This is a genomic window from Microbacterium sp. TPD7012, from assembly GCF_003075395.1.
GTDB lineage: Bacteria > Actinomycetota > Actinomycetes > Actinomycetales > Microbacteriaceae > Microbacterium.
Window position 1 is genome coordinate 248,699 of the sequence record NZ_QDFV01000003.1, and the last position, 23,655, is coordinate 272,353.

The following is a 23,655-nucleotide window of genomic DNA, read 5'->3' on the forward strand; positions in this document are numbered from 1 at the left end:
CTTCAGCTCTCTTCTGTCGTCACTCGCGCGACCGGCTGGTCGCGTCGAACCTGATCGCCCACGGCGACCAGCAGCTGCACCGCGCCGTCGTGCGGCGCGAGCACGGGGTGCTCCATCTTCATCGCCTCGATGGCGATCAGCGGGGTGCCCGCGGAGACGGACGCGCCGTCCTCCACGTGCACGGCGACGACGCTCCCCGGCATCGGCGCGCGCGCCTCCGGCTCGGTCGCCGCAGCGCCACGATCGTGCGCGGCGTGCCGACGTCGCATCCGCTGACGTCGGTCGAGCGGACGCAGACGAGCGGTCCTGCCGTCTTCCGAGACCCAGACGGCCCCGTCGGCATCGACAGCAGCGCGTGCCGTCGTCCCGGGTGTCACGTCGTCGCCGGCCGGCACCTCGATGAGCTCGTCGTCGTCGGTGAGCAGCGCGAAGGTCGCGTGCGCAGCAGGTCCCGCCCCCAGACGCCAGCCGGGGAGCTCGCGCCAGAGCGCGCTCGTCCTGACGGGCTCCGCCGCCGTCGGTGCCGCGGCACGGGCGGCCGAGAGCATCGCCGCCGACGGCGCCTCCGCGCTCACCGGCAGCAGCGTGTCGATGAGCCCGGTGTCGAGATCGCCGGCGATGACGCGGGCGTCGTTGCAGAGCTGACGCAGGAACGCGATGTTCGTGTCGACGCCCAGCACTACCGTCTTCGCCAGCGCCTCGTCGAGGCGTCGCAGTGCCGTCGTGCGGTCCTCGGCGAACGCGATGATCTTCGCGATCATGGGGTCGTAGAACCCCGTCACCTCGCTGCCGGTCGCGATCGCCGCGTCCACGCGGACGCCCGTGGGAGGGTCGAAGAGCAGCACGGTCCCCGTCGAGGGAAGGAAGCCGCGTTCCGGAGACTCCGCGTACACGCGCGCTTCGACGGCGTGACCGCTGATCGTCGGCGTGACATCCAGCGGCAGACCGGCGGCGGCGCGCAGCTGCAGCGCGACCAGGTCGAGCCCGGTGACCTCCTCGGTGACCGGATGCTCCACCTGCAGCCGCGTGTTCATCTCGATGAAGAAGACGTCCTCCGGCGAATCCGCGTCGACGAGGAACTCGACGGTCCCGGCACCGACGTAGGACACGCTCTCGCCGGCGTGGACGGCGGCGGAGAGGAGTCGCTCCCTCGTCTCCGCTGGGATCCCGGCCGAGGGCGCTTCTTCGATCACCTTCTGGTGTCGGCGCTGCAGCGTGCACTCGCGCTCGCCGAGCGCGACCACGGTTCCGTGGGCATCTCCGAAGACCTGCACCTCGATGTGCCGAGGGCGCCGGATCAGTCGCTCGAGGATCAGGGAGTCGTCGCCGAACGCGGCTGCCGCGACGCGTCGAGCCGACGCCAGCGCGCCGCCGAGGCCGGCCGCATCCGCGACGACCTCCATGCCCTTCCCGCCCCCACCTGCGCTGGGCTTGACCAGCAGCGGGAAGCCGACGCGGTGCGCCTCCTCTGCGATCTCGCCGTCGGAGAGCCCTCTGGCGTCGAAGCCCGGCACGACCGGCACGCCGTAGCGCATGACGTGGTCGCGCGCCCGCGCCTTGTCTCCCATGATCTGCAGGGCCTCGACGGACGGTCCGATGAAGACGATCCCGCTCTCCGCACAGGCTTCCGCGAGGCCCACGCTCTCCGAGAGGAAGCCGTAGCCGGGATGGATGGCCTGGGCACCCGTGGCACGAGCCGCGGCGATGACGGCATCGATGTCGAGATAGGACTCCGCGGCCGGCGCCGGTCCGATGCGCACAGCGGCGTCCGCCTCGCGGACATGCGGCGCGTCGGCATCGGCGTCGCTGTAGACCGCGACGCTGCGGATGCCGAGATCACGCAGCGTGCGGATCACGCGGCGCGCGATCTCTCCACGGTTCGCGACGAGGACGGTGTCGTAGTACATGGCACTCACATCCGGAAGACGCCGAAGCGCGGTTCGGGCAGCGGACTGCGGGCGACGACGTCGAGGGCGAGGCCCAGGAGGTCACGGGTCTGTGCCGGGTCGACGATGCCGTCGTCCCAGATGCGGGCGGTCGCGTAGTACGGCTCGCCCTGCTGCTCGTACTGCTCGCGGATCGGCGCCTCGAACGACGCTCGGTCCTCGGGGGTCCATTCGTCGCCGCGCGCGGAGAGCTGATCCTCTTTGACGGTCGCGAGGACGGATGCCGCCTGTGCACCGCCCATGACCGAGATGCGGCTGGCCGGCCACGTCCACAGGAAGCGGGGCGAGTAGGCGCGACCGCACATGGAGTAGTTGCCGGCACCGAAGGATCCGCCGATGATGACCGTGAGCTTGGGGACGCGGGTGCTGGCGACGGCGGTGACCATCTTGGCCCCGTCCTTCGCGATGCCGCCGGCCTCGGCATCCGATCCGACCATGAATCCGGTGATGTTCTGCAGGAAGAGCAGCGGGATGCCGCGCTGGTCGCACAGTTCGATGAAGTGCGCGCCCTTGAGTGCGGACTCGCTGAACAGCACGCCGTTGTTGGCGACGATCCCGATCGGATGCCCGTGCAGCCGGGCGAAGCCGGTCACCAGGGTCGTGCCGTACTCGGCCTTGAACTCGCGGAAGCTGTCGCCGTCGACCAGCCGGGAGATGACCTCGCGGACGTCGTACGCCGCGTTCACGTCGACGGGGACGACGTCGTAGAGGGAGGACAGCTCGGACGGCGGCCGGCTGTCGTGCACCTCCCAGGCGGGTGCCTGCGACGGGGGCAGCGTGGCGACGATGTCACGAAGGATCTCGAGAGCGTGCTCGTCGTCCTCCGCGAGATGGTCGACGACGCCGCTGCGGCGGGCGTGCAGCTCCCCGCCGCCCAGCTCCTCCGCCGTCACGATCTCGCCGATCGCGGCCTTCACGAGGGGCGGACCGCCAAGGAAGATCGTGCCCTGACCGCGGACGATGACCGTCTCATCGCTCATCGCGGGGACGTAGGCGCCGCCTGCCGTGCAGGAGCCGAGGACGGCGGCGAGCTGCGGGATCCGCTCCGCGGACATCCGCGCCTGGTTGAAGAAGATCCGCCCGAAGTGCTCGCGGTCGGGGAACACCTCGTCCTGCTTCGGCAGGAATGCGCCGCCCGAATCGACGAGGTAGAGGCACGGCAGCCGGTTCTCGAGGGCGATCTCCTGGGCGCGGAGGTGCTTCTTCACCGTCAGGGGGAAGTACGTGCCGCCTTTGACCGTCGCGTCGTTGCAGACCACCATCACGTGACGGCCGTGGACGAGCCCGATCCCCGCGATGACGCCGGCGCCCGGCGCCTCTCCCCCGTACAGTCCGTCGGCCGCGAGCGGGGCGACCTCGAGGAACGGGCTGCCCTCGTCGAGGAGCCGCGCCACGCGGTCCCGCGGGAGCAGCTTCCCTCGCGCCAGATGACGTTCGCGCGAGGCCTCGGGGCCTCCGCGCGCCGCCGTCGCAAGGCGCTCCCGCAGCTCGTCGGCGAGCGACTCCTGGGTTGCCGGCATCGTGATGTCCTCCTCGACCCACGTCGCGCCCGTCGATGACCCTGGCGCGGTGCATGCATTCTCGGTTAGTGTTCACTAACCCGTTGATTCAGGTTAGCGAGGATTAACTGAGATGACAAGCCCGGTCACCGCCCGAGACCGCGCCAAGGCCGAGCGCTCCGACGCGATCCTTCACGCCGCCGCTCGGCTCTTCGCCGAGCGCGGCTACACCGGCGTGAGCCTCGAGGACATCGGTGCCGCGGTCGGCGTGTCAGGACCGGCGGTCTATCGCCATTTCGCCGGCAAGCAGGCGCTGCTCGGGGCGGTCCTGGTGAAGGTCAGCCAGTACCTGATCCACGGCGGCCAGCGGGTCGCGGACGGCGCGGAGACACCCGATGAGCGGATGCAGACGCTGATCCGCTTCCACGTGGACTTCGCGCTCGGGAACGCCGAGGTGATCCAGGTGCAGGATCGCGATGTCGCCCACCTCTCCGAGACGGATCGGGCTGAGGTCCGACGACTCCAGCGCGCCTACATCGAACTCTGGATGGACGTGCTGGAGCCGCTCCATCCCACCCGCGACGACTCCCCCGCTCACCGGGATGAGCTCCGGCTCCGCGTGCAGGCCTGCTTCGGCCTGATCAACTCGACGCCGCACAGCACTCGTGCCGCCGCGCGGCGGCATGCCGCCACCGCGAGCGTTCTCGTCGCGATGGCGGATGCCGCTCTGCGAGCCGCTATCTGAAGAGCATCGCGCGGCCGGGCTCCTGAAGGACGTCGGCGACGTCCTTCAGGAATCGCGCACCCTCCGCCCCGTCGACCAGCCGGTGGTCGAACGAAAGGCTGAGCGTCATCATCTGACGCAGCGCGATCTCACCGCGGTACTCCCACGGCTGCCGGCGCACCGCACCGACGGCGAGGATGCCGGACTGACCCGGCGGGAGGATGGGCGTACCCGCGTCGACGCCGAACACGCCGATGTTGGAGATCGAGAACGTGCCGCCGGCGAGCTCCGCGGGTGACGTCTTGCCCGCGCGTGCCGTCTCGGCGAGAGCCTTCAGCGCCCCCGCCAGTCCCGTGAGGCTCAGCTGATCCGCGTCGCGGATGTTCGGGACGATGAGGCCGCGATCCGTCGCTGCCGCGATGCCGAGGTCGACGAAGTTGTACTGGACGATCTCGCCCGCCGCCTCGTCCCAGCGCGAGTTGAGGCCCGGTGCACGGCCGAGCGCGAGGCAGACCGCCTTCGCGATGACCGCGAGCGGGCCGATGCGATGCTCGGCGAGAGACCGGTCTTCACGGAGACTCGACAGGAGGTCCATGGTCGCCGTCACGTCGACCGTGTGGAAGACGGTGACGTGCGGCGCGGTGAAGGCGCTCTGCACCATGGCGGCCGCGGTGTGCTTGCGGACGCCGCGGATGGGGATGCGGGTCTCGCGCTCCTCGTGCTGCGCCGTCGCGAACAGCGCGGCGGGCGTGACAGGCGCGGCATCGACGGGCGACGCTGTCGCGGTGGTCGGGGCGGGGACTGCTCCGACACGCTCGGCGTAGGCGTCGACATCGTTGCGGGTGATCAGCCGATCCCCCACCTCTGCCGCGACCAGGACCAGATCGATGCCGAGACGCTTGGCGTGCGCACGGACAGGCGGGGTGGACCGAGGGCGCTCGATCACCGTGCGGGGGCTCGCCGTGGGTGTGGCGTCATGCGGCGCCGCCTCGAGAACGGCGGTGTCCGAGACCGCCGCGGCTGCGCTCGCGCGACGCGCGCGACGAGCAGGACGACCCGCCGTCGTCGGCGCCGCGCCGTAGCCGACGAGGTTCGGCTGCGCCTTCTCCCCCGGGTCGTCCGTCGGGATCGGGTCTTCCTCGCCCTCCACGTCGAAGGCGATCAGCGGTGCGCCGACGGCGACGGTCTCTCCCGCCTCCGCGTGCAGCGTCGAGACGGTCCCCTCGTAGGGCGATGGCAGCTCGACGATGGCCTTGGCCGTCTCGACCTCGGCGAGAGTCTGGTTCAGAGCGACCACGTCTCCCGGCGCGACGAGCCACTGCACGACCTCTGCCTCGGTGAGACCTTCACCGAGGTCCGGCAGGCGGAACTCCGCATTCATGCGTCTGCTCCCGTCAGGCTGTTGGGTCGGTCCAGCACGCGATCCACCGCGTCGAGGAGCCGGTCGAGATCCGGCAGGTGGTACTTCTCGAGCTTCGCGGGCGGATAGGGGATGTCGTGCCCGGTGACGCGCAGAGGCGCGGACTCGAGGTATTCGAAGCAGCGCTCGGTGATGCTGGCGATCACCTCGGCGGCGACCCCCGCTTCGCGCGAGGCCTCGTGCGCGACCACGACCCGTCCGGTCTTGCGCACCGACGCGGCGACCGAGTCGTAGTCGATCGGAGACAGCGAGCGCAGGTCGATGACCTCGAGCGAGATCCCCTCGTCCTCGGCGGCGTCGGCCGCCTGGAGGGCCGTGGACACCATGGCCCCGTATGTGATGAGCGTGGCATCGGTACCGGTCCGCATGACACGGGCGAGCCCCATCGGCGACGCATCGGCGAGAGGCGCCGCGAGGTCGACCTCGCCCTTGTGGTGGTACAGCCGCTTGGGCTCGAAGAAGATCACGGGGTCATCGCTGGCGATGGCCTGACGCAGGCTGCGGTAGGCGTCCTCCGGGTTGGAGACGGCGACGACGCGGAGCCCGGCGGTGTGCACGAAATACGCCTCCGGCGATTCCGAGTGGTGCTCGGCCGCGCCGATCCCGCCCGCCCACGGGATCCGGATCGTGATCGGCATCTTCGCACGGCCCTGCGTGCGGTAGTGGAGCTTCGCGACCTGCGCGACGATCTGGTCGAACGCCGGGTACACGAAGCCGTCGAACTGGATCTCGACGACCGGACGGTAGCCGCGGAACGCGAGCCCGACGGCCATGCCGACGATGCCCGACTCCGCGAGCGGTGTGTCGATCACGCGGGAGGCGCCGAACTCGTCCAGCAGTCCGTCGGTGATGCGGAACACGCCGCCGAGCTTGCCGATGTCCTCGCCCAGGAGGACCACCTTCTCGTCGTCGCGCATGGCCTGGCGGAGTCCTGCTCCGAGGGCCTTGCCGAGGGTCATCTCCGTCATGGTCACGCCTCGACTTCGAACGACGCGAGGTACGCGGCGTACTCGTCGCGCTGGCGCTCGAGTCCGGTGTGGGGCTCGGCGTACACGCCGTCGAACACGGCGAGCGGCGGCCGGGTGACCATGCCGAGGCACGCGGCGCGCATGTCCTTGGCGACCGCGTCGGCGGCGGCCTGGGTCTCGGCGACGTGGGTGTCGGTGAGTTCGCCGGCGTTTCGCAGATGCTGCTCGAGGCGTGCGATGGGATCGCGGCGGCGCCAGGATTCCAGTTCCGCGTCGTCACGGTAGCGCGTGGGGTCGTCCGCGGTCGTGTGCGGGCCCATCCGATAGGTCACGGCCTCGATGTACGCAGGCCCCTTGCCGGAGCGCGCGTGGTCGAGCGCCCAGCGCATCGCGGCCATGCACGCGAGCACGTCGTTGCCGTCGACGCGCAGGCTCGGGATGCCGAAGCCCGGCGCACGTCCCGCGATCGGGAACTGGGACTGCACCGCCACCGGCTCGGAGATCGCCCAGTGGTTGTTCTGGCAGACGAAGACGACGGGCGCCTGGTACGAGGAGGCGAAGATCATCGCCTCATTGACGTCTCCCTGGCTCGTCGCGCCGTCGCCGAAGTACGTCACGGCGACCTCGTCCGCACCCTCGTGACGGATGCCCAGGGCGTAGCCCACGGCGTGCAGCGTCTGCGCACCGATGATGATCTGCAGCGGAACGACGCGAAGAGCCTCCGGATCGTGTCCCGCGCCCTCCTCGCCGCGCCACATGCGCACGTAGTCGCCGGGCTGCGCCCCGCGGGCGTAGATGACGCCGGTCTCGCGGTAGCTGGGGAAGACGTAGTCCTGCGGGGCCAGGGCCCGCGCTGTGCCGATCTGCGTCGCCTCCTGCCCCTGGCACGGGGCCCAGAGACCGAGCTGCCCCTGGCGCTGGAGGGCGACGCCCTCCGCGTCGATGCGCCGGAGGATCACCATGTCACGATGCAGGGCGCGCAGCTGCTCGGCATCCACGTCGGCCACGAAGGCGTCCAGCCGGGGGTTCGCGATGCGCGATCCGTCCGGAGCCAGGATGCGCTCGGAGAGCTCCAGATCCTGGGCGGTGTCAGCGATGGGCGTGATCTGCGGTGACATCATCGTCCTCCAAGTCCTCAGCGGCCCTCGTGGGGTGCTCGCGGCGGCACCGGCGACATCACCGGCCTGCTCTGAGGCTACGTCCGCTCAACACCTCGCTCAAGCAATTGCAATGCGCTTGAGCATGTTGCTCAATTTCGGCGATCCGCGTCCTGCTAAGGTTTGGCACTATGTCTGGACTGGACCGCATCGATCTCGAACTCCTCGCCGCTCTGGCGGCCGATCCGCGCATCACGGTCGTCGCGCTCGCAGAGAACCTCAAGCTCTCGCGCAACACGATCCAGGCCCGGATGGCACGCCTCGAGCAGACGGGGGTCTTCCTCTCGTACGAGCGATCCTTCTCCCCCGATGTGCTCGGCTTCCCGCTGCAGGCGTTCGTCAACATCGGCGTCCGGCAGCCCGAGCTGCCTCGGATCATCAACGAGCTCGCGCGCATCCCCGAGATCGTCCAGGCTCACGGGCTGAGCGGTTCGATCGATCTACTCGCTCGCGTCGCCTGCCGTGACGCCAGGCACCTGTTCGACACCGACGCCCGGATCCTGTCGATCGAAGGCGTCGAGAGGACCGAGACCTCGCTCGCGATGGGCGAGGTGATCCCGTTCCGGGTCGCCGGACTCATCGGCCTCGCGAGACGGGAATCCTGAGGAACCGACGAACCGCCCCGGCGGCCTCCGCCGGCGTCTCGTAGTGGATGAGATGCCCGACGTGGGCGATCTCGACCAGAGTGGCGTCGTCGAAGAGCGCGGCGAGCGTCCGCTCGGCCTCGATGGGGGTGATGTCGTCGCGCTCGGCGGCGACCAGGAGCGTCGGGACGTCGATGTCCGAGGCGAACTCCCGGACGTCGTGCGACACGCTCGCGACGAACGCGTCGCGCAGCACGTCCCGATCGGAGAACCGTGAGAAGTACGTGTCGTGCTGGTCGTGGATGAAGCGTCGGAGCGATGCGTCCTTCGTCTTCGCCATCGTGATGCTCATCACCCGCACGATGACCCGGTTCCGCAGCAGCGCCGTCCCGAGCCGCTCCGGTAGACGCGCCCCGAGTGCGTAGTACAGCACAGCCAGCCGCGTCATGAGTCCCTTGGGCCCCTCCAGCGCGGGGGCGCCGATCGGGTTGAGCAGGATCATCCGCGGCGTCGCGAGGCCGCCGGCGACCGCGGCGGCCGTGACGATCGATCCGAAGGAGTGGCCGAGGATGACGGCTCCCGGCGCGACGGCGGCGGTGAAGTCGGTGAGCCAGGCCGCGTACTCGTCGAGGTCGTGCGTGCGTCCGGGAAGGGGCGCGGACTCGCCGAACCCCGGAAGATCCGGCGCGATCACCCTGACCTCGGGGAGATAGGCGAGCACGGGCTCGAGGCCGTGATGCTCACCCCGGAAGCCGTGCACCGCAACGACCGTGGTCTCGGCATCCGTCGGTCCGTACTCCCAGTACGCGGTGACGCCGCCGCGAACGGGGACCTCGTGTCGCTGCACCGGCAGTCGGCGGAGTCGGTCGGCGTAGGGAGAAGGCACCGTCATGCTCCGAGTCTACGAGCCGCAGTGCGCCTTCTCCTGAATGTCCGACGGCGGCTCTACGGTGAGGGCATGTCACCCGGTCCTGCGCTTCCCGCCTGGCTCACCCGCGTCGCGGTGTTCGACCTCGAGACGACCGGCATCGACGTCGCTTCCGACCGTGTGGTCAGCGCGCACGTGGGGGTCCTCGACGCCGAGGGCCGTCAGATCGCGGCGCGCACCTGGCTCGCCGATCCCGGCATCGCGATCCCGGACGGCGCGACGGCGGTGCACGGCATCACGACCGGATACGCGCGCGAGCACGGTCGGCCGGCGCCCGATGTGATCGCCGAGGTCACGGCCGCCCTGCGCTCCCTCCTCGGGCAGGGGGTTCCTGTCGTCGCCTACAACGCCGCCTACGACTTCTCCCTGCTCGCCCACGAAGCCACCAGGCACGGGATCGAGCCGCTCGTCGACCCCGCCCCCGTCATCGATCCGTTCGTCATCGACAAGGCCTACGACCGGTACCGCCGCGGCAAGCGAACCCTCGAGGTCGTCGCCGAGCACTACGCGGTCCCTCTCGACGATGCACATGAGGCGTCGGCCGACGCGATCGCCGCCGGCCGCGTGGCTCAGGCGCTGGCACGCCAGTTCTCCCTCCCTCCGACGCTCACCGAGCTCCACACCCGTCAGATCGGCTGGGCTCGATCGCAGGCTGCAAGCCTCACGGAGTACTTCATCAGCGTCGGGCGTCTCGACCCGGAACAGCGCCTCGACGGCGCCTGGCCCGTGCGCACGTCGCCGCCCACGACGGACTGACCGCCAGCCGCGACTTCTCCCGACGCCGTCGATTCGACTACTCTCCACAATGGCGCCCATGTCGTGCAGTGCGAGGAGGAAGCAGGCGATGCGGTTCACGTCCAGGAACGTCGATGACGTGGAGTCCACATGGCAGCAGTTCGTGCCGTCCGCGGCGCTGCAGAAGGTGGACCCTGAGCGGTTCCGTTTCGACTGGCGATCCGCCGATCTCGGGAGCGCGACGCTCGTCCGATACGACCTCGCGGCGCAGGTCCGCTCCGCCGCCGAACCGCACGACCAGCTCCTGGTGTGTCGCGTCGACTCCCCCGACGTCCACGTCTGGTCGGAAGGCCGGACACTCGACGCCCGCCTGCCCTGGTTGACCGACGGCGCTCAGGTTCACGCGCAGTGGAGCCGTTCGGCGCGCGTCAGGGCGCTCGTGTTCGACCGCGAGGCGGCGCAGGAACGCGCCAGGCAGTTGACAGGCGACGACGGCATCGAGTTGCGCGCCCTCGGCCTCGCCCCCCGCTCGGCAGCCGCGGCAGCGCAGTGGGAGCGGATGTTCCATTACCTCGACTCCTCCCTGGGAGACGAGCCCGGCGACGACCGCATCCTCCTGTCCGAGTTCGAGCGGCACGCGCTCATGATGACGCTGTCCACGTTCCCCACGACACTGGCGGAGTCGATGCGTCGGCCCCCGCAGCGCTCCGGTGCGCCGGTGACGGTGCGGCGCGCGCTCTCCTACATCGAGGAGAACGCGCATCTGCCGATCACCGTCGATGACGTCGCGAACGCGTCCTTCATCTCGACGAGAGGCCTCCAGTACGCGTTCCGTCGCGCCCTGGACATCACTCCGACCGACGCCCTGCGACGCGCTCGTCTCGACGGTGCTCGTCGGGATCTCGAACGGGGCGAGGGCGTGTCCGTCCGGGCGATCGCTCGACGCTGGGGCTTCAGTCATCCGTCTCGTTTCACGGCGGCGTACCGTGAGGCTTACGGCGAGACCCCCGTCGTGATCGCCGATTCCGCCCGCCGCGTGACACCAGGCGAAGATTCTGTTCGTCCGTGACGGCGGGTTCCGGACTGCGGCGAACCGGGGCTCATCCGTTCGATTAGAGTTCAACCATCCCCGGACCGCCGTTCGGTCGGAAACGCCGTCCCCCGAGGAGTTCCATGACCCACGCGCCCGTCGTCTCCCGAGACGCCTGCTGACCATGGGAAGCCTGTACTACGGCGACGCCCAGGACCCGATCCAGATCGAGGACCGCGCGCTCGCCCACCTGAAGGTCGTCATCGCGACGAAGCTGCGGCGCAATGAGAGCTTCACGCTGTCGTGGCGGCACCCCGAGGGCGACGCGCCGGGTCGATCGACGCTCTGGCTGCACCCCTCCATCCCGCTGCGCTTCGTCTTCCAGGAGCCGGAGACGCCGGAGCTCAGCCGCAGCTGGATCGAGGATCTCGCGCACTCCGCGAACTCCAGCGGGGGCATGATGCTCGTCGACGAGCATCTCGAGAGCGCCGCGTCCGACTGACGACATCACGAACGGTAGGGCGGGCGGGACTTGAACCCGCGATCGTTGGGTTATGAGCCCACTGCCTTAACCAGCTTGGCCACCGCCCCGTACGCGCTCCAGCCTAGCGGCCGGTCCGGGTCACACCGGAGACGCGGCGGCGTGCGTCTGCAGGTGGCCCAGGTAGATCTCGGCGTTCGCGACCAACCCGGCACGCTCCTCCTCGCTGAGCGACCGGCGCACCTTCGCGGGGACGCCGGCGACGAGGGACCCCGCCGGGATCTCCGTGCCGCCGAGCACGACGGCGCCCCCCGCGATCAGGCATCCCTCGCCGATCACAGCACCGCTGAGGATCACCGACCCCATTCCGATGAGCGAGCCGTCGCCGATGGTGCAGCCGTGCACGACCGCGTTGTGTCCGATCGACACCTTCGATCCCACGACCACGGGGTGGCCGGCATCCACGTGCATCGACACGTTGTCCTGCACATTGCTGCCCGGCCCGATGACGATCCCGGCGGAGTCACCGCGGAGCACCGCGTTGTACCAGACGCTGGCGCCGGCCGCGAGGGCGACGTCGCCGACGACGCGCGCGCCGGCCGCGACGAACGCGGAGGCGTCGATCGACGGCGTGCTGTTCGGCAGAGCGAGAACGGAGGCGTCTGAGGCGATGGTCATGAGGTGAGACTACCCTCACTTCCGCGGAATCACGCGGAAGTGAGCCGAGCCTCAGCTTGCTTGCGGAATGTCTGAGCGTGAGTAGCGTTGTCTTCAACAGATACGAGATTTCCCTCTTGAGGAGCAGAAGATGAGCAAGGCACAGACCGTTTCCACCACCGCTGTCGACCCGACCGTCGCCGCCGGCGCCGCGCAGTTCCTCTCCCCCGTCGTGCTCGGCCTCCAGGCGCTGACCGTCAACGGCAAGCAGGCCCACTGGCACGTCCGTGGCGCGAACTTCGTCGGCGTCCACGAGCTGCTCGACACGATCGTCGCCCACGCGGGTGACTTCGCCGACACCGCCGCGGAGCGCATCGTCGCCCTCGGGCTCCCGATCGACGCCCGCGTGAGCGCTGTGGCGGCGAAGGCCGGAGCGACGGGTGTCCCCGCCGGCTTCACCCAGTCGGACGAGCTCATCCGTGCCGTCATCGCCGATATCGATGCCATCCTCGTCGATGTCCGCGCCGCCGTCGACGGCCTCGACGAGGTCGACCTGACGAGCCAGGACGTCGCGATCGAGATCCAGCGCGGCCTCGACAAGGACCGCTGGTTCCTCGTCTCGCACATCGCGGCCTGACGCAGCAGCACTCGGAAGGGCGGTCCTCGGTATCACCGGGGCCCGCCCTTTCGCGTGTGCGGAGTCCGCTACTGCGCGTAGGTGACGCGTCCGCCGAGAATCGTCGCGACGACCGGCATCTCACGCAGACCCGGCGCTGTCGCCGTGCGCGGGTCCTCACCGCAGAGCACGATGTCGGCGACCTCGCCCGGTCGGAGTGCGGAACGCACGCTCGCCTCGATCGCCTGATCGACCGTCAGCGTCTCCTCGGGATGCCAGGGCGCGCGGTCGTCGTCGGTCCGGGATACGGCGGCGGATATCGCCTGCCACGGGTCGAGGTCCGCGACGGGCGCATCGGAGCCGAACCGCAGCTCCGCTCCGGCATTGCGCAACGACGCGAGCGGGTAGCTGATCGCCGTCTGCTCCGCCCAGTGCCGCGCCACGAGGTCGCGGTCGTCGAGCGCGTGCTGCGGCTGCACGCTCGCGGCGACGCCGAGCCGCGCGAACCGGGCGAGATCGGCGTGGCGCACGAGTTGCGCGTGCTCGATGGTGCCGACAGCCCCGGCGACCGTGAAGGCGTCGAGCGCCGAGGTCGTCGCGCGGTCGCCGATCGCGTGCACCGCGGCGGCCAGACCGGCGCCGGTGGCGCGGGTCAGCAGCTCCACCAGCGCGTCCGGCGAGACCGTCAGCATCCCGAAGTCGTGCGGGTCGCCGGGATAGGCGTGCGAACACGCGGCCGTCCTGGTGCCGAGCGAGCCGTCGGTGATCACCTTGAGGGAGCCCACATGGATGAGTCCGCGTCCCGCTTCCGGGCCGTCAGGGTCCTCGTGGACCTCGCCTGTCCGCAGACCGGACGCGATCGCTCGATCGAGGTCGAACGGGTAGACCGCGAACTCGACGCGATGCGCGGCGAACCCGGCGGCGACCCGTCGTGGCCAGGCGTCGGCGTTCCAGGCCATGTCGAAGTCGACGAGGCCGGTGATGCCTCGTGCGGCGGCGCGTTCACCCGCGCTCCGCACCGCCCGGTCGCCGTGCACGGGATCGGCGGCGTTGAGACGCCGGGAGATCTCGAACGCGTCCTCTTCGCGCAGCATCCCGTCCGGGCTCCGGAACCCCTCGCGGGCGAGCGCGGCGGAGTTCAGCCACACGCTGTGCACGTCGGCGTTGATGAGATAGGCGGGTACGGCTCCTGTCGCCGCATCCACGAGCTCGAGGGACGGTGCATCCGTCCAGAGCGCATCCCGGAAACCGCTGCCCACACGTCGTCCGTCCGGGAGCAGCCGCGCTTCGCTCATGAGCCGTGCTGCCGCCGCGGCCGAGCCAGCCTCTCCGAGCGGTGCGCGCTCCTCGGCCAGCGCCCACTGCACGGTGTGCACGTGATTGTCCCAGAGCCCCGGGATCGCCCAGGCGCCGCCCGCATCCACGACCTCGCCTCTGGCCGACAGCGCCCCGGTCGGCGCGATGTCGGCGATCCGACCGTCCTCGAGGAAGATGTCGACCGGTTCGTCATCGATCAGGAACTCGCGGCCGGGGCCCGCGATCCGTGCGGCTCGGACGGTACCGACGACCGTCTCCCGCTCGGTCAACGCTGTGCTCCCGTGCGCGCGTCCTGCGCGCGGCGCATCTCCGCGGCGAGTTCGCGGTTCGCGTACGGACCGTCCTCCGGCAGCGCGGAGATCACCGCCTCGATCGTCTCCGCCGGCTTGTTCTGGCTGAGCTTCCGCTTCGCGACCACCCGCGTCGGCGTCAGGCGGAAGCCCACCGTGCCCGCGGCCAGACGCTGCACGAAAGCGGGGTCGTTCGGTCGCTCCCACATCAGCCGGGGATCCGGCATCCGCTCCTCGAAGCGCTGGACCAGACGATCGAGCACCTCGAGGTTCTCCTCGTCGCTCAGGATCTCCGGCACGCCGGAGAGGTGCACGGCGGTGTAGTTCCAGGTCGGAACCGCCTGCACCTCGCCGTACCAGCCGGGCGACACGTAGCCGTGCGGCCCCTGGAAGATCACCAGAAGCTCGCGGTCCCCCATGCCATGGATCAGGTCGTCGGGGCGACCGACGTGACCCACGACCGTGAGGTCGTCCCGCGAATCGTCCAGCAGCACCACGTAGTGCGAGGCGACGAGTCCATCTTCACCTGCGCTGACGATGTTCGCCCACGGATTGGCGTCGACCACGCGACGGATCTCGGTGACGTCGGCCAGCGTGAAGCTCGGATTCTGTCGCATGAATCCAGCCTAGAGCGGGTCGGTCACGCCTGGCAGCGAGGACACCAGTACAGCTTGCGCGCGCCGATCTCCTCGAGAGCGATCTCGGTGCCGCACACGCGGCACGGCAGACCTGCACGGTGATAGACCCAGTGACGATCGTCTCGGCTCGCCATGGCGGCCCGGTACTCGTCCGGCGACAGATCATCCATCGTCATCATCTGGCCGGTCTCGACGCCGATCGCGAGCAGCCGCACCCAGTCGTGCCACAGCGCGCGGACGATCTCCTCCGGCACGTCGCGGCCGGGAGTGTGCGGGTTGAGGCGCTGTCGGTAGAGCATCTCCGCACGATAGACGTTGCCGATGCCGCTCACGACCGACTGGTCCATCAGCAGCAGCGCGATGACGGTCTGCGTCTTGCCGACGGCGCGGACGAACCGCTCCTCGTTCTCGACCGGATCTCCGACGAGCGGATCGGGGCCGAGCTTCGCGACGGTCGCCAGCATCTCGTCAGGGGTCTGGAGGACGCAGGCGGTCGGCCCGCGCAGGTCGGCCGCCGTGATGTCGGTCATCAGCCGCAGGCGCACCTGACCGACGATCGGAGGCGGCCACTGCATGCCGTCGTCGGCCAGACCCTTGGTCTGCTCCGACATCCGCACATGCACGCGCGTGCGCCGCGGGGCGCCGATCGAGGACAGGGAGTTCTCTCCGCCACCGTCGAGGATCGGTTCGTCCAGGACGGTGCCGCGCTGATTGGTCTGCCCCATCCGGCCGTTGGCAGAGGCGATCGTGGGGTCGAGGAGGATCTCCCCCGCGAAGTCCCACGCGCCGTAGAGGCCCAGGTGCACGCGCAGCCAGAGGTCGCCTTCCGCCTCGAGGAACATCTGCTTGCCCACGGCCTTGACGCTCACCGCGGCCCGACCGTCGAGAACGGCCGCGCCCTCGGCGAACCGTCCCTGCGGACTCGAGGCCCGCAGGGTCTTGCCCACGAAGTTCCGGTCGAACTGTCGGGCGATGCGGTGGACGGAATGCCCCTCAGGCATGTCAGCCCCTCGGGTCCGGGAGGAGCGAGCCGTCGCGCTCGAAGTCCGCGATCTGTCCGATCCGACGCACATGGCGCTCCTCACCGGAGAACGGCGTCGCGATGAACCGGTCGATCAGCGCGGTCACCTCCTCGTAGGTGTGCTGCCGTGCGCCGATGGAGATCACGTTGGCGTCGTTGTGCTCGCGCGCCAGCTCCGCCGTCGAGAGGTTCCACACGAGAGCCGCCCGGATGCCCTGCACCTTGTTCGCGGCGATCTGCTCGCCGTTGCCGGAGCCGCCGAACACGATCCCGAGCGCCTCCACCCCCGCCGCCTGGTCGGCGACGACCGCCTGCGCCGCTCGGATGCAGAACGCGGGGTAGTCATCGACGGCGTCGTAGACGATCGGACCGTGATCGATGACGTCATGTCCGCCGCTGCGCAGGTGGTCCTGCAGCTGCGTGGAGAAGTCGAGACCTGCGTGGTCGGTGGCGATGTGGATGCGCATGGCTCCCATCCTAGAAGCGGCGGACGCCGGACGGGATGTCAGGGTGCGACGCCCGCGGCGGCCGGCTTGAATCCCGCGCGGATGTTCTCGCAGCATCCGGGACGGCAGACGTCGAAGCCGCCCGGGAGCGCGGTGACGTGCGCGCGCTCCTCGTTGGGCCGGCCCTGGAGCCGCTCCTCGATCAGATCGACGATCCCGGCCACGAACGACGGGGAGACACCCGGCGTGGGAGTGCGCGTGAACGCGAGCCCCGCCTCTTCCGCGGCCTCGGCCGCCTCCGTGTCGAGGTCCCACAGGACCTCCATGTGATCGCTCATGAACCCGACGGGGACGACGGCCACGGCCTTGCGCCCGCGGGCGGGCAGCTCGCCGATCACGTCGCAGACGTCGGGGTCGAGCCAGGGCTGGGATGCGGGCCCGGAACGCGACTGGTACACGAGCTCCCAGGAGACGTCCGCCGCAGCAGGCACGCTCGCGCGGACGCGATCCATGACCCACGCGGCCACCGCCAGGTGCTGCGCCGCATAGGCTCCGCCCTCACCCCAGTCGATGTCACGCGCGCCCGAGCGCTCCGCGTCGGCCGTGGGGATGCTGTGCGTCGAGAAGAGGATCTGGATGTCGGAGGCGGCGATGCCCGCGGCGAAGAAGCCCTCGACGGCCTCGCGCACCCCGGTCTCGAAGGCCTCGACGAAGCCCGGGTGGTCGTAGAAGGGGCGGATCTTGTCGATCGTGACGGTCTCGCCCAGGCCGGTGTCCTCCAGGACCCGTGCGAAGTCCTCGCGGTACTGACGGCAGCTGGAGAACGAGCTGTAGGCGCTCGTCGCGAAGGCGAGGAGCGTGTTGTGCCCCTGGGCCGAGGCCTCCGTGACGACCTCGTCGAGATACGGGGCCCAGTTCCGATTGCCCCAGTAGACGGGGAGGTCGATCCCGCGAGCAGCCAGCTCCGCCTCCAGCGCCTCCTTGAGCACACGGTTCTGGCCGTTGATCGGGCTCACACCGCCGAAGTGGCGATAGTGGTGTGCGACCTCCTCCAGGCGCTCGTCCGGGATGCCACGCCCTCTCGTGACGTTGCGGAGGAACGGGATCACGTCGTCCTGCCCCTCCGGTCCCCCGAAGCCCGCCAGCAGGATGCCGTCGTAAGCGACCGGGGTCGTCACGAAGGGGGCACCGCCGGCAGCGGCAGGCGAGGCAAAGAGGACGGTGTTCGGCTCGATCGCAGTCACTCTCCCATCCTTTCACCTCTCCGGCGTGAGGGCGTCCGCTGCTCTGGCGTAGGCTGTCAGGGTTGCCGTCGGCGCCAACTGCGCCCGACTCCGGTGACATCCCCTCACCCCTGGGAGTACATCTGTGCCTGGAGAGAACCTCACCCGCATCGAAGCGCAGGAGCGCCGCGACGTCGTCGACACCCAGTCGTACGAGGTGGCCCTCGATCTGACCAAGGGTGCCGAGGTCTTCGGCTCCCGCAGCGTCGTGCGCTTCAGCGCGACCCCTGAGAGCTTCACCTTCATCGATCTGATCGCGCGCGAGGTCCGCGAGATCTCCCTCAACGGCGAGCAGCTCGATCCCGACGAGGTCTTCGCCGATTCGCGCATCGCCCTCACGGGGCTCCAGGCGGAGAACGTGCTGGTCGTCGACGCGGACTGCCTGTACACGAACACCGGGGAGGGACTGCACCGCTTCGTCGATCCGGTCGACGACGAGGTCTACCTCTACTCCCAGTTCGAGGTCCCGGACTCCCGTCGCGTGTTCGCGGTCTTCGAGCAGCCCGATCTGAAGGCCACGTTCCAGTTCACGATCACGGCGCCTTCGGCGTGGAAGGTCGTGTCCAACTCGCCGACGCCCGAGCCGATCGTCCACGACGACGACTCGATCGCGACCTGGGGCTTCGAGCCCACTCCCCGCATCTCCTCGTACATCACGGCGCTCGTCGCAGGGCCTTACGAGTCGACATTCTCGGAGCTGACGAGCGCGTCCGGCCGGGTCATCCCCCTCGGCGTCTACGGCCGCAAGAGCCTGTGGCAGCACCTCGACGCGGACTACATCTTCGACAAGACCCGCGAGGGCTTCGCATACTACGAGTCGAAGTTCGGCGTGCCGTATCCGTTCGCGAAGTACGACCAGCTCTTCGTGCCCGAGTTCAACGCCGGCGCGATGGAGAACGCGGGCGCCGTCACGTTCACCGAGACCTACGTGTTCCGCAGCAAGGTGACCGACGCCGTCAAGGAGCGCCGTGTCGTCACGATCCTGCATGAGCTGGCGCACATGTGGTTCGGCGACCTGGTCACCATGAAGTGGTGGAACGACCTCTGGCTCAACGAGTCGTTCGCCGAGTGGGCGTCGACCATCGCCACCGCCGAGGCCACCGAGTGGACCGAGGCATGGACCACGTTCAACGCCATGGAGAAGACCTGGGCGTACCGCCAGGACCAGCTTCCCTCCACGCATCCGATCGTCGCCGAGATCAACGACCTCGAGGACGTGCAGGTCAACTTCGACGGGATCACCTACGCCAAGGGCGGCTCCGTCCTCAAGCAGCTCGCCGCCTGGGTCGGGATCGAGGCGTTCTTCGGCGGCGTCTCGCAGTACTTCCAGAAGCACTCCTGGGGCAACACCGAGCTGAGCGACCTGCTCTCCGAACTCGAGGCCACGAGCGGTCGCGACCTCAGCACCTGGTCGAAGAAGTGGCTCGAGACCGCGGGCGTCAACACCCTGGAGCCGGTCATCGCCGAAGGCGGCGACGGCACCATCTCGCGGTTCGCCGTCACCCAGACGGCACCGGCGGACTACCCGACGATCCGTCCGCACCGCCTCGGCATCGGCTTCTACACGCTGGCCGACGGATCGCTCACGCGCACGCACTACGTCGAGGTCGACGTCGACGGAGACCGCACGGAGGTGCCAGAGCTGCAGGGCATCAAGCGCCCCGATCTGGTGCTTCTCAACGACAACGATCTCGCCTACGCCAAGATCCGTCTCGACGAGAAGTCGCTGGCCACGGCGATCGCCCACCTCGCCGACATCCATGACCCGCTGGCCCGCTCGCTGGTATGGGGCGCGGCCTGGGATCAGACGCGCGACGCCGAGACCCCGGCATCCGACTACATCGACCTCGTGCTGGGCAACATCGGCCGCGAGACGGAGTCCACGACCGTCCGCACCACGCTCGGGCAGCTGCGGACCGCGGCGACGCTCTACGTGGCACCCGCCGACCGCGAGGCCGCTCGCCTGAAGGTCGCCGACGGCATCTGGGCCCTCGCCGAGGCCGCCCAGCCCGGCAGCGACAGCCAGCTGCAGTTCGTCACCGCCTTCGCGAACGCCCTCGTCACGCCCGAGCACGCCGGGATCGTCGGGCGCCTGCGCTCCGGCGAGGAGACCCTCCCCGGGCTCGAGATCGACGCCGACCTGAACTGGCAGCTGCTCGTCGGCCTCGCCACCATCGGTGCGACGGATGCCGGGTCCATCGATGCCGCCCTTGCCGCGGACAACACCGCCAAGGGTGGCGAGTTCGCGGCCCAGGCCCGTGCCGCCCTCCCCGACGCGGCGTCCAAGAAGGCCGCGTGGGCCTCGCTCGTCGAACGCGACGATGCTCCCAACACGATCGTCCGATCGGCAGCGCTCGGCTTCGTCCACCCCGCCGGAGCCGCGGCCCTGCGCGAGTTCGTGCCGGCGTACTTCGACATGCTGCTCCCCGTCTGGGAGTCGCGCTCGTACCAGATCGCGCAGTACCTCGTCGTCGGGCTGTTCCCGACGGCACTCGCGGACATCGCATTGCGTGACGCCACGCGCGCCTGGCTCGCCGGGAACCAGGATGCCGCGCCGGCGCTGCGTCGGCTCGTCCTGGAGAACCTGGCCGACGTCGAGCGCGCGCTGGCCGCGCAGTCGCGCGACGCGGACGACTGATCACCGTACAGCCTCAGCGTCCGGCAGCGGGCGCTGAGGCTGTTCGGCATCCAGCCCGCGCAGAGGCCCGATCGCTAGGATCGGAGTGATGATGATCCCCTTCGAGAACGCACCCCCGACGACGCCGGAAGAGCTCCCGGAGTGGTGGAAGCAGACCCTCCTCGTGCTCGGCGACGTCGGCATGAAGGCGCTCGCCGTGGCGCTCATCCTCGTCAGCTGCATCGTGATCGGGCTCATCCTGCGCGTCGTCATCCGTCGCGTGGTGCATCGCATCGTCGACACCGCCAAGAACAAGGCGGCCGTCGACGACACGCAGGCGCTCGAGCGCTCGCCGCTGTCGGACATGCGACTCGTGCAGCGCACGCGCACGCTCGGGACGATCCTGCAGAACATCGTGAACGTGATGCTCGTCGTGATCGCGCTCGTCCTCGTCGTCAGCGCCCTCTCCCCCGGCCTCCTCGGCTCTCTGACGCTGCTCACGGCCGCTGTCGGCGCGGGTCTCGGCTTCGGCGCGCAGAACATCGTCAAGGACGTGCTCAACGGCATCTTCATCGTCGCAGAGGACCAGATCGGCATCGGGGATGTCGTCGACCTCGGCCTCGCGAGCGGCGTGGTCGAGTACGTCAGCGTGCGCATCACCCAGATCCGCGACGTGAACGGGACGCTCTGGTACGTGCGCAACGGCGAAGTGACCCGCATCGGCAACATGTCGCAGGGCTGGGCGCGGGCGATCATCGATCTCGGCGTACCGGCGGATTCCGACCTGGAACAGGTCGAGCACACGATGCTGGAGACCGCGCAGGGGCTCGCCAAGGATCCCAAGTGGCGCACCCGCATCATCGAGAAGCCCGAGCTCTGGGGCCTCGAGTCGATCGGCGGTGACGCGCTCGTCGTGCGCATCGTGATCAAGGCGCGGGCCAACGCGAAGGACGACGTCGCGCAGGAGCTCCGCCGTCGCCTTCGCGCTGCGCTGGCCGAGAAGGAGATCGCGGTGCCGAGCATGGTCGAGGTCGCCCCGACGGGACTCGACGGAGCGCGTCGCGTCCGCGGAGCGAATCCACCCCGGACCCGCCCCAACGCCGTGACCGGAGTCCCGGTCATCCCGGATCGCGGGATCTGGCGGCGCAAGAAGCCGACCGACGACGGGAGCCCCCAGAAGTGACGTTCTACGACGAGGTCGGCGGACACGAGACGTTCGCGAAGATCGTCTCGGTGTTCTACCGCGAGGTGGCACTCGATCCCGTGCTCAAGCCGATGTACCCCGAGGAGGATCTCGGGCCCGCCGAGCAGCGGCTGCTGATGTTCCTCGAGCAGTACTGGGGCGGCCCGACGACCTATGGCGAGACGCGAGGGCACCCACGCCTGCGCATGCGGCACATGCCGTTCCACGTGGATCCCGACGCGCGGGATCGTTGGCTCCGTCACATGCGGACCGCCGTGGACGAGGCGCAGTTGTCGCCCCTGCACGAATCCACGCTCTGGGACTACCTGGAGCGGGCCGCCTATGCCATGGTGAACACACTCGAGCCGTCGGGGATCGGCACCGCCACGGGCGGGCGTCCCACGCTCGAGACCCGATCACGTCAGGAATCAACGGAGAACTCATGACGAAGACGCCCCTGTCCACTGATGTCCTGGTGATCGGATGGGGGCTGTCCGGGCTGGTCGCCGCCGCCGAGGCCCTCGCGGCCGGGCGCCGCGTGATCCTGATCGACCAGGAGCCGCGGACGAATCTCGGCGGACAGGCGTGGTGGTCCTTCGGCGGGCTCTTCTTCATCGACTCGCCGGAGCAGCGGCGGCTCGGCATCAAGGACTCGCTCGAACTCGCGACGCAGGACTGGTTCGGCAACGCGGGCTTCGATCGCCCGGAGGACGAATGGCCGAGGCGATGGGCGGAGGCCTATCTGCAGTTCGCGGCCGGCGAGAAGCGCGCCTGGCTGCGCGAGCGCGGGGTCGGGTTCTTCCCCGTCGTCGGCTGGGCGGAACGAGGAGGCTACGGGGCCCTCGGGCCGGGCAACTCGGTTCCGCGCTTCCACATCACATGGGGAACCGGGCCGGGGGTCGTCGCGCCGTTCGCCGCCGCGATCGAACAGGGAGAGCGCGAGGGGCATCTCACGGTGCTCCCGCGCCATCGCGTGGCCGAGCTGATCGTCACCGACGGGGTCGTCACAGGTGCACGGGGTGAGGTGCTGGCGACGAGCGGCGCGCGTCGCGGCGCCGAGTCCTCGCGCGAGGTCATCGGCGCTTTCGAGATCTCTGCCGGCGCCACGATCGTCTCGTCCGGCGGTATCGGAGGGAACCACGACCTCGTGCGGGCCGCCTGGCCCTCGCGCCTGGGCACGCCGCCCGAACACATGCTCACCGGGGTTCCCGCGTACGTCGACGGCTCGATGCAGGCCGTCAGCGAGGCCGCCGGCGCCCGCCTGATCAACGGCGACCGGATGTGGCACTACGTCGAGGGCATCACGAACTGGGATCCGGTCTGGCCGTCGCACGGCATCCGGATCCTCCCCGGCCCGTCCTCCCTCTGGCTCGATGCGACCGGCAAGCGGCTTCCGGTGCCGCTGTTCCCCGGGTTCGACACGCTCGGCACCCTCGCGCATCTGCGCACGACCGGTCACGACCACTCCTGGTTCGTGACCTCGCGGAGCATCGTCGAGAAGGAGTTCGCGCTCTCGGGCAGCGAGCAGAATCCGGATCTCACCGGCAAGGACGTCGGTCTGCTGCTCAAGTCCCGTCTCGCGAAGGGTCCGACCGGTCCCGTCCAGGCGTTCCTCGACGAAGGCGAGGACTTCATCGTCGAGGGCGATCTCGAATCCCTGCTCGAGCAGATGCAGCGGCATCCGGGCGGCGAGGCTCTCGACATCGACGCGGTCCGCCGCGAGGTCGTCGCCCGCGACCTCGAGATGGACAACGACTTCACCAAGGACGCGCAGATCGGCATGCTGCGATCGATGCGCAGCTACCGCGGCGACAAGCTGATCCGCACCGCGGCGCCGCATCGCCTGCAGGATCCGGCGGCCGGTCCCCTCATCGCGGTCAAACTGCATGTGCTCACGCGGAAGTCGCTGGGTGGCATCAACACCGATCTCGACGGGCGGGCGCTCGATGCCTCAGGAGTCCCCATCCCCGGACTGTACGCGGCCGGAGAGGCCAGCGGCTTCGGGGGCGGCGGGGTCCACGGGTACCGCGCGCTGGAGGGAACCTTCCTCGGCGGATGCCTGTTCTCCGGTCGCCAGGCGGGACGCGCCGCCTCTCGCTGAAGTACTTCCGGCCC

At 69.7% G+C, this 23,655-nt stretch carries 22 protein-coding genes and 1 tRNA gene; 10 read left to right on the top strand and 13 right to left on the bottom strand.

Annotated elements, in window-relative coordinates; translation table 11 throughout:
- Positions 1–2 precede the first annotated feature (2 nt).
- The gene (locus tag DC434_RS09270; RefSeq protein ID WP_207769942.1) at positions 3–1,907 is read right to left on the bottom strand and encodes a biotin carboxylase N-terminal domain-containing protein; all 1,905 of its coding nucleotides are present in this window, start codon (positions 1,905–1,907) and stop codon (positions 3–5) included.
- 5 nt (positions 1,908–1,912) lie between these two features.
- Positions 1,913–3,466, bottom strand: coding sequence for a carboxyl transferase domain-containing protein (locus DC434_RS09275; protein ID WP_116635002.1), 1,554 nt, complete (start codon positions 3,464–3,466; stop codon positions 1,913–1,915).
- Positions 3,467–3,578: 112 nt separating this feature from the next.
- Here DC434_RS09275 and DC434_RS09280 point away from each other — a divergent pair, with 112 nt between their 5' ends.
- Positions 3,579–4,190 (top strand): TetR/AcrR family transcriptional regulator, encoded by a 612-nt coding sequence (locus DC434_RS09280; RefSeq protein WP_116635003.1) that lies wholly within the window; start codon positions 3,579–3,581, stop codon positions 4,188–4,190.
- On the opposite strand, the gene DC434_RS09285 is transcribed toward DC434_RS09280, so the two are convergent.
- The 3 genes from DC434_RS09285 to pdhA are packed head-to-tail and all read right to left on the bottom strand — an operon-like array spanning position 4,183 to position 7,675.
- Complete coding sequence (locus tag DC434_RS09285; RefSeq protein WP_116635004.1) at positions 4,183–5,550, bottom strand: dihydrolipoamide acetyltransferase family protein; 1,368 nt, start codon at positions 5,548–5,550, stop codon at positions 4,183–4,185. The two genes, DC434_RS09280 and DC434_RS09285, sit on opposite strands and share 8 nt — an antisense overlap.
- Positions 5,547–6,557, bottom strand: a complete 1,011-nt coding sequence (locus tag DC434_RS09290) for an alpha-ketoacid dehydrogenase subunit beta (protein ID WP_116635005.1) — start codon at positions 6,555–6,557, stop codon at positions 5,547–5,549. The genes DC434_RS09285 and DC434_RS09290 overlap by 4 nt, the downstream gene beginning before the upstream one ends.
- Positions 6,558–6,559: 2 nt before the next feature.
- Positions 6,560–7,675, bottom strand: a complete 1,116-nt coding sequence (pdhA, locus tag DC434_RS09295) for a pyruvate dehydrogenase (acetyl-transferring) E1 component subunit alpha (RefSeq protein WP_116635405.1) — start codon at positions 7,673–7,675, stop codon at positions 6,560–6,562.
- 170 nt (positions 7,676–7,845) lie between these two features.
- Here pdhA and DC434_RS09300 point away from each other — a divergent pair, with 170 nt between their 5' ends.
- Positions 7,846–8,319, top strand: a complete 474-nt coding sequence (locus DC434_RS09300; RefSeq protein ID WP_116635006.1) for an Lrp/AsnC family transcriptional regulator — start codon at positions 7,846–7,848, stop codon at positions 8,317–8,319.
- Here the strand turns inward: DC434_RS09300 and DC434_RS09305 are convergent.
- Positions 8,291–9,190 carry an alpha/beta hydrolase gene (locus DC434_RS09305; RefSeq protein ID WP_116635007.1) on the bottom strand — a complete coding sequence of 300 codons (900 nt, stop codon included), beginning with the start codon at positions 9,188–9,190 and terminating at the stop codon, positions 8,291–8,293. The genes DC434_RS09300 and DC434_RS09305 overlap by 29 nt on opposite strands.
- Before the next feature lie 66 nt (positions 9,191–9,256).
- On the opposite strand from DC434_RS09305, the gene DC434_RS09310 reads away from it, so the two are divergent.
- From DC434_RS09310 to DC434_RS09320, 3 genes are all read left to right on the top strand, one after another.
- A complete protein-coding gene (locus DC434_RS09310) occupies positions 9,257–9,982 on the top strand; it encodes a 3'-5' exonuclease (RefSeq protein ID WP_116635406.1) in 726 nt (241 codons plus the stop codon).
- 88 nt (positions 9,983–10,070) lie between these two features.
- Positions 10,071–11,030, top strand: a complete 960-nt coding sequence (locus DC434_RS09315; protein WP_116635008.1) for a helix-turn-helix transcriptional regulator — start codon at positions 10,071–10,073, stop codon at positions 11,028–11,030.
- 145 nt (positions 11,031–11,175) lie between these two features.
- A complete protein-coding gene (locus DC434_RS09320; protein ID WP_116635009.1) occupies positions 11,176–11,493 on the top strand; it encodes a hypothetical protein in 318 nt (105 codons plus the stop codon).
- Positions 11,494–11,508: 15 nt separating this feature from the next.
- On the opposite strand, the gene DC434_RS09325 is transcribed toward DC434_RS09320, so the two are convergent.
- Both DC434_RS09325 and DC434_RS09330 read right to left on the bottom strand, forming a co-directional pair.
- Positions 11,509–11,582: transfer RNA gene (locus tag DC434_RS09325), tRNA-Ile, on the bottom strand.
- A gap of 31 nt (positions 11,583–11,613) precedes the next feature.
- A complete protein-coding gene (locus tag DC434_RS09330) occupies positions 11,614–12,150 on the bottom strand; it encodes a gamma carbonic anhydrase family protein (protein ID WP_116635010.1) in 537 nt (178 codons plus the stop codon).
- A gap of 130 nt (positions 12,151–12,280) precedes the next feature.
- On the opposite strand from DC434_RS09330, the gene DC434_RS09335 reads away from it, so the two are divergent.
- Positions 12,281–12,766 (top strand): DNA starvation/stationary phase protection protein, encoded by a 486-nt coding sequence (locus tag DC434_RS09335; RefSeq protein WP_116635011.1) that lies wholly within the window; start codon positions 12,281–12,283, stop codon positions 12,764–12,766.
- A gap of 68 nt (positions 12,767–12,834) precedes the next feature.
- Here DC434_RS09335 and DC434_RS09340 read toward each other — a convergent pair whose 3' ends face one another.
- The 5 genes from DC434_RS09340 to DC434_RS09360 are packed head-to-tail and all read right to left on the bottom strand — an operon-like array spanning position 12,835 to position 17,701.
- Positions 12,835–14,286, bottom strand: a complete 1,452-nt coding sequence (locus DC434_RS09340) for an amidohydrolase family protein (RefSeq protein ID WP_243408902.1) — start codon at positions 14,284–14,286, stop codon at positions 12,835–12,837.
- A 41-nt stretch (positions 14,287–14,327) separates the two neighbouring features.
- Positions 14,328–14,969 (bottom strand): FMN-binding negative transcriptional regulator, encoded by a 642-nt coding sequence (locus tag DC434_RS09345; RefSeq protein WP_116635013.1) that lies wholly within the window; start codon positions 14,967–14,969, stop codon positions 14,328–14,330.
- Between the two features lie 23 nt (positions 14,970–14,992).
- Positions 14,993–15,991: a DNA-formamidopyrimidine glycosylase family protein gene (locus DC434_RS09350; RefSeq protein WP_116635014.1), complete on the bottom strand. Its 999-nt coding sequence runs from the start codon at positions 15,989–15,991 to the stop codon at positions 14,993–14,995.
- Position 15,992: 1 nt separating this feature from the next.
- Positions 15,993–16,478, bottom strand: a complete 486-nt coding sequence (locus tag DC434_RS09355; RefSeq protein ID WP_116635015.1) for a ribose-5-phosphate isomerase — start codon at positions 16,476–16,478, stop codon at positions 15,993–15,995.
- A gap of 38 nt (positions 16,479–16,516) precedes the next feature.
- Positions 16,517–17,701: a ferrochelatase gene (locus tag DC434_RS09360; protein WP_116635016.1), complete on the bottom strand. Its 1,185-nt coding sequence runs from the start codon at positions 17,699–17,701 to the stop codon at positions 16,517–16,519.
- Between the two features lie 124 nt (positions 17,702–17,825).
- Here DC434_RS09360 and pepN point away from each other — a divergent pair, with 124 nt between their 5' ends.
- From pepN to DC434_RS09380, 4 genes are all read left to right on the top strand, one after another.
- Positions 17,826–20,378 carry an aminopeptidase N gene (gene pepN / locus DC434_RS09365; RefSeq protein ID WP_116635017.1) on the top strand — a complete coding sequence of 851 codons (2,553 nt, stop codon included), beginning with the start codon at positions 17,826–17,828 and terminating at the stop codon, positions 20,376–20,378.
- A gap of 88 nt (positions 20,379–20,466) precedes the next feature.
- On the top strand, positions 20,467–21,540 hold the full coding sequence (locus tag DC434_RS09370; RefSeq protein ID WP_116635018.1) for a mechanosensitive ion channel domain-containing protein: 1,074 nt from the start codon (positions 20,467–20,469) through the stop codon (positions 21,538–21,540).
- Complete coding sequence (locus tag DC434_RS09375) at positions 21,495–21,986, top strand: globin (protein WP_279303208.1); 492 nt, start codon at positions 21,495–21,497, stop codon at positions 21,984–21,986. The genes DC434_RS09370 and DC434_RS09375 overlap by 46 nt, the downstream gene beginning before the upstream one ends.
- On the top strand, positions 21,983–23,641 hold the full coding sequence (locus DC434_RS09380) for an FAD-binding dehydrogenase (protein WP_116635020.1): 1,659 nt from the start codon (positions 21,983–21,985) through the stop codon (positions 23,639–23,641). Before DC434_RS09375 ends, DC434_RS09380 begins: the two co-directional genes overlap by 4 nt.
- Positions 23,642–23,655 lie beyond the last annotated feature (14 nt).

Excerpts from the sequence above, each read along its gene's own strand:
- DC434_RS09270 (WP_207769942.1), bottom strand. The coding sequence starts at position 1,907 with ATGTACTACGACACCGTCCTCGTCGCGAACCGTGGAGAGATCGCGCGC.
- DC434_RS09275 (WP_116635002.1), bottom strand. The coding sequence starts at position 3,466 with ATGCCGGCAACCCAGGAGTCGCTCGCCGACGAGCTGCGGGAGCGCCTT.
- DC434_RS09280 (WP_116635003.1), top strand. The coding sequence starts at position 3,579 with ATGACAAGCCCGGTCACCGCCCGAGACCGCGCCAAGGCCGAGCGCTCC.
- DC434_RS09285 (WP_116635004.1), bottom strand. The coding sequence starts at position 5,550 with ATGAATGCGGAGTTCCGCCTGCCGGACCTCGGTGAAGGTCTCACCGAG.
- DC434_RS09290 (WP_116635005.1), bottom strand. The coding sequence starts at position 6,557 with ATGACGGAGATGACCCTCGGCAAGGCCCTCGGAGCAGGACTCCGCCAG.
- pdhA (WP_116635405.1), bottom strand. The coding sequence starts at position 7,675 with ATGTCACCGCAGATCACGCCCATCGCTGACACCGCCCAGGATCTGGAG.
- DC434_RS09300 (WP_116635006.1), top strand. The coding sequence starts at position 7,846 with ATGTCTGGACTGGACCGCATCGATCTCGAACTCCTCGCCGCTCTGGCG.
- DC434_RS09305 (WP_116635007.1), bottom strand. The coding sequence starts at position 9,190 with ATGACGGTGCCTTCTCCCTACGCCGACCGACTCCGCCGACTGCCGGTG.
- DC434_RS09310 (WP_116635406.1), top strand. The coding sequence starts at position 9,257 with ATGTCACCCGGTCCTGCGCTTCCCGCCTGGCTCACCCGCGTCGCGGTG.
- DC434_RS09315 (WP_116635008.1), top strand. The coding sequence starts at position 10,071 with ATGCGGTTCACGTCCAGGAACGTCGATGACGTGGAGTCCACATGGCAG.
- DC434_RS09320 (WP_116635009.1), top strand. The coding sequence starts at position 11,176 with ATGGGAAGCCTGTACTACGGCGACGCCCAGGACCCGATCCAGATCGAG.
- DC434_RS09330 (WP_116635010.1), bottom strand. The coding sequence starts at position 12,150 with ATGACCATCGCCTCAGACGCCTCCGTTCTCGCTCTGCCGAACAGCACG.
- DC434_RS09335 (WP_116635011.1), top strand. The coding sequence starts at position 12,281 with ATGAGCAAGGCACAGACCGTTTCCACCACCGCTGTCGACCCGACCGTC.
- DC434_RS09345 (WP_116635013.1), bottom strand. The coding sequence starts at position 14,969 with ATGCGACAGAATCCGAGCTTCACGCTGGCCGACGTCACCGAGATCCGT.
- DC434_RS09350 (WP_116635014.1), bottom strand. The coding sequence starts at position 15,991 with ATGCCTGAGGGGCATTCCGTCCACCGCATCGCCCGACAGTTCGACCGG.
- DC434_RS09355 (WP_116635015.1), bottom strand. The coding sequence starts at position 16,478 with ATGCGCATCCACATCGCCACCGACCACGCAGGTCTCGACTTCTCCACG.
- DC434_RS09370 (WP_116635018.1), top strand. The coding sequence starts at position 20,467 with ATGATGATCCCCTTCGAGAACGCACCCCCGACGACGCCGGAAGAGCTC.
- DC434_RS09380 (WP_116635020.1), top strand. The coding sequence starts at position 21,983 with ATGACGAAGACGCCCCTGTCCACTGATGTCCTGGTGATCGGATGGGGG.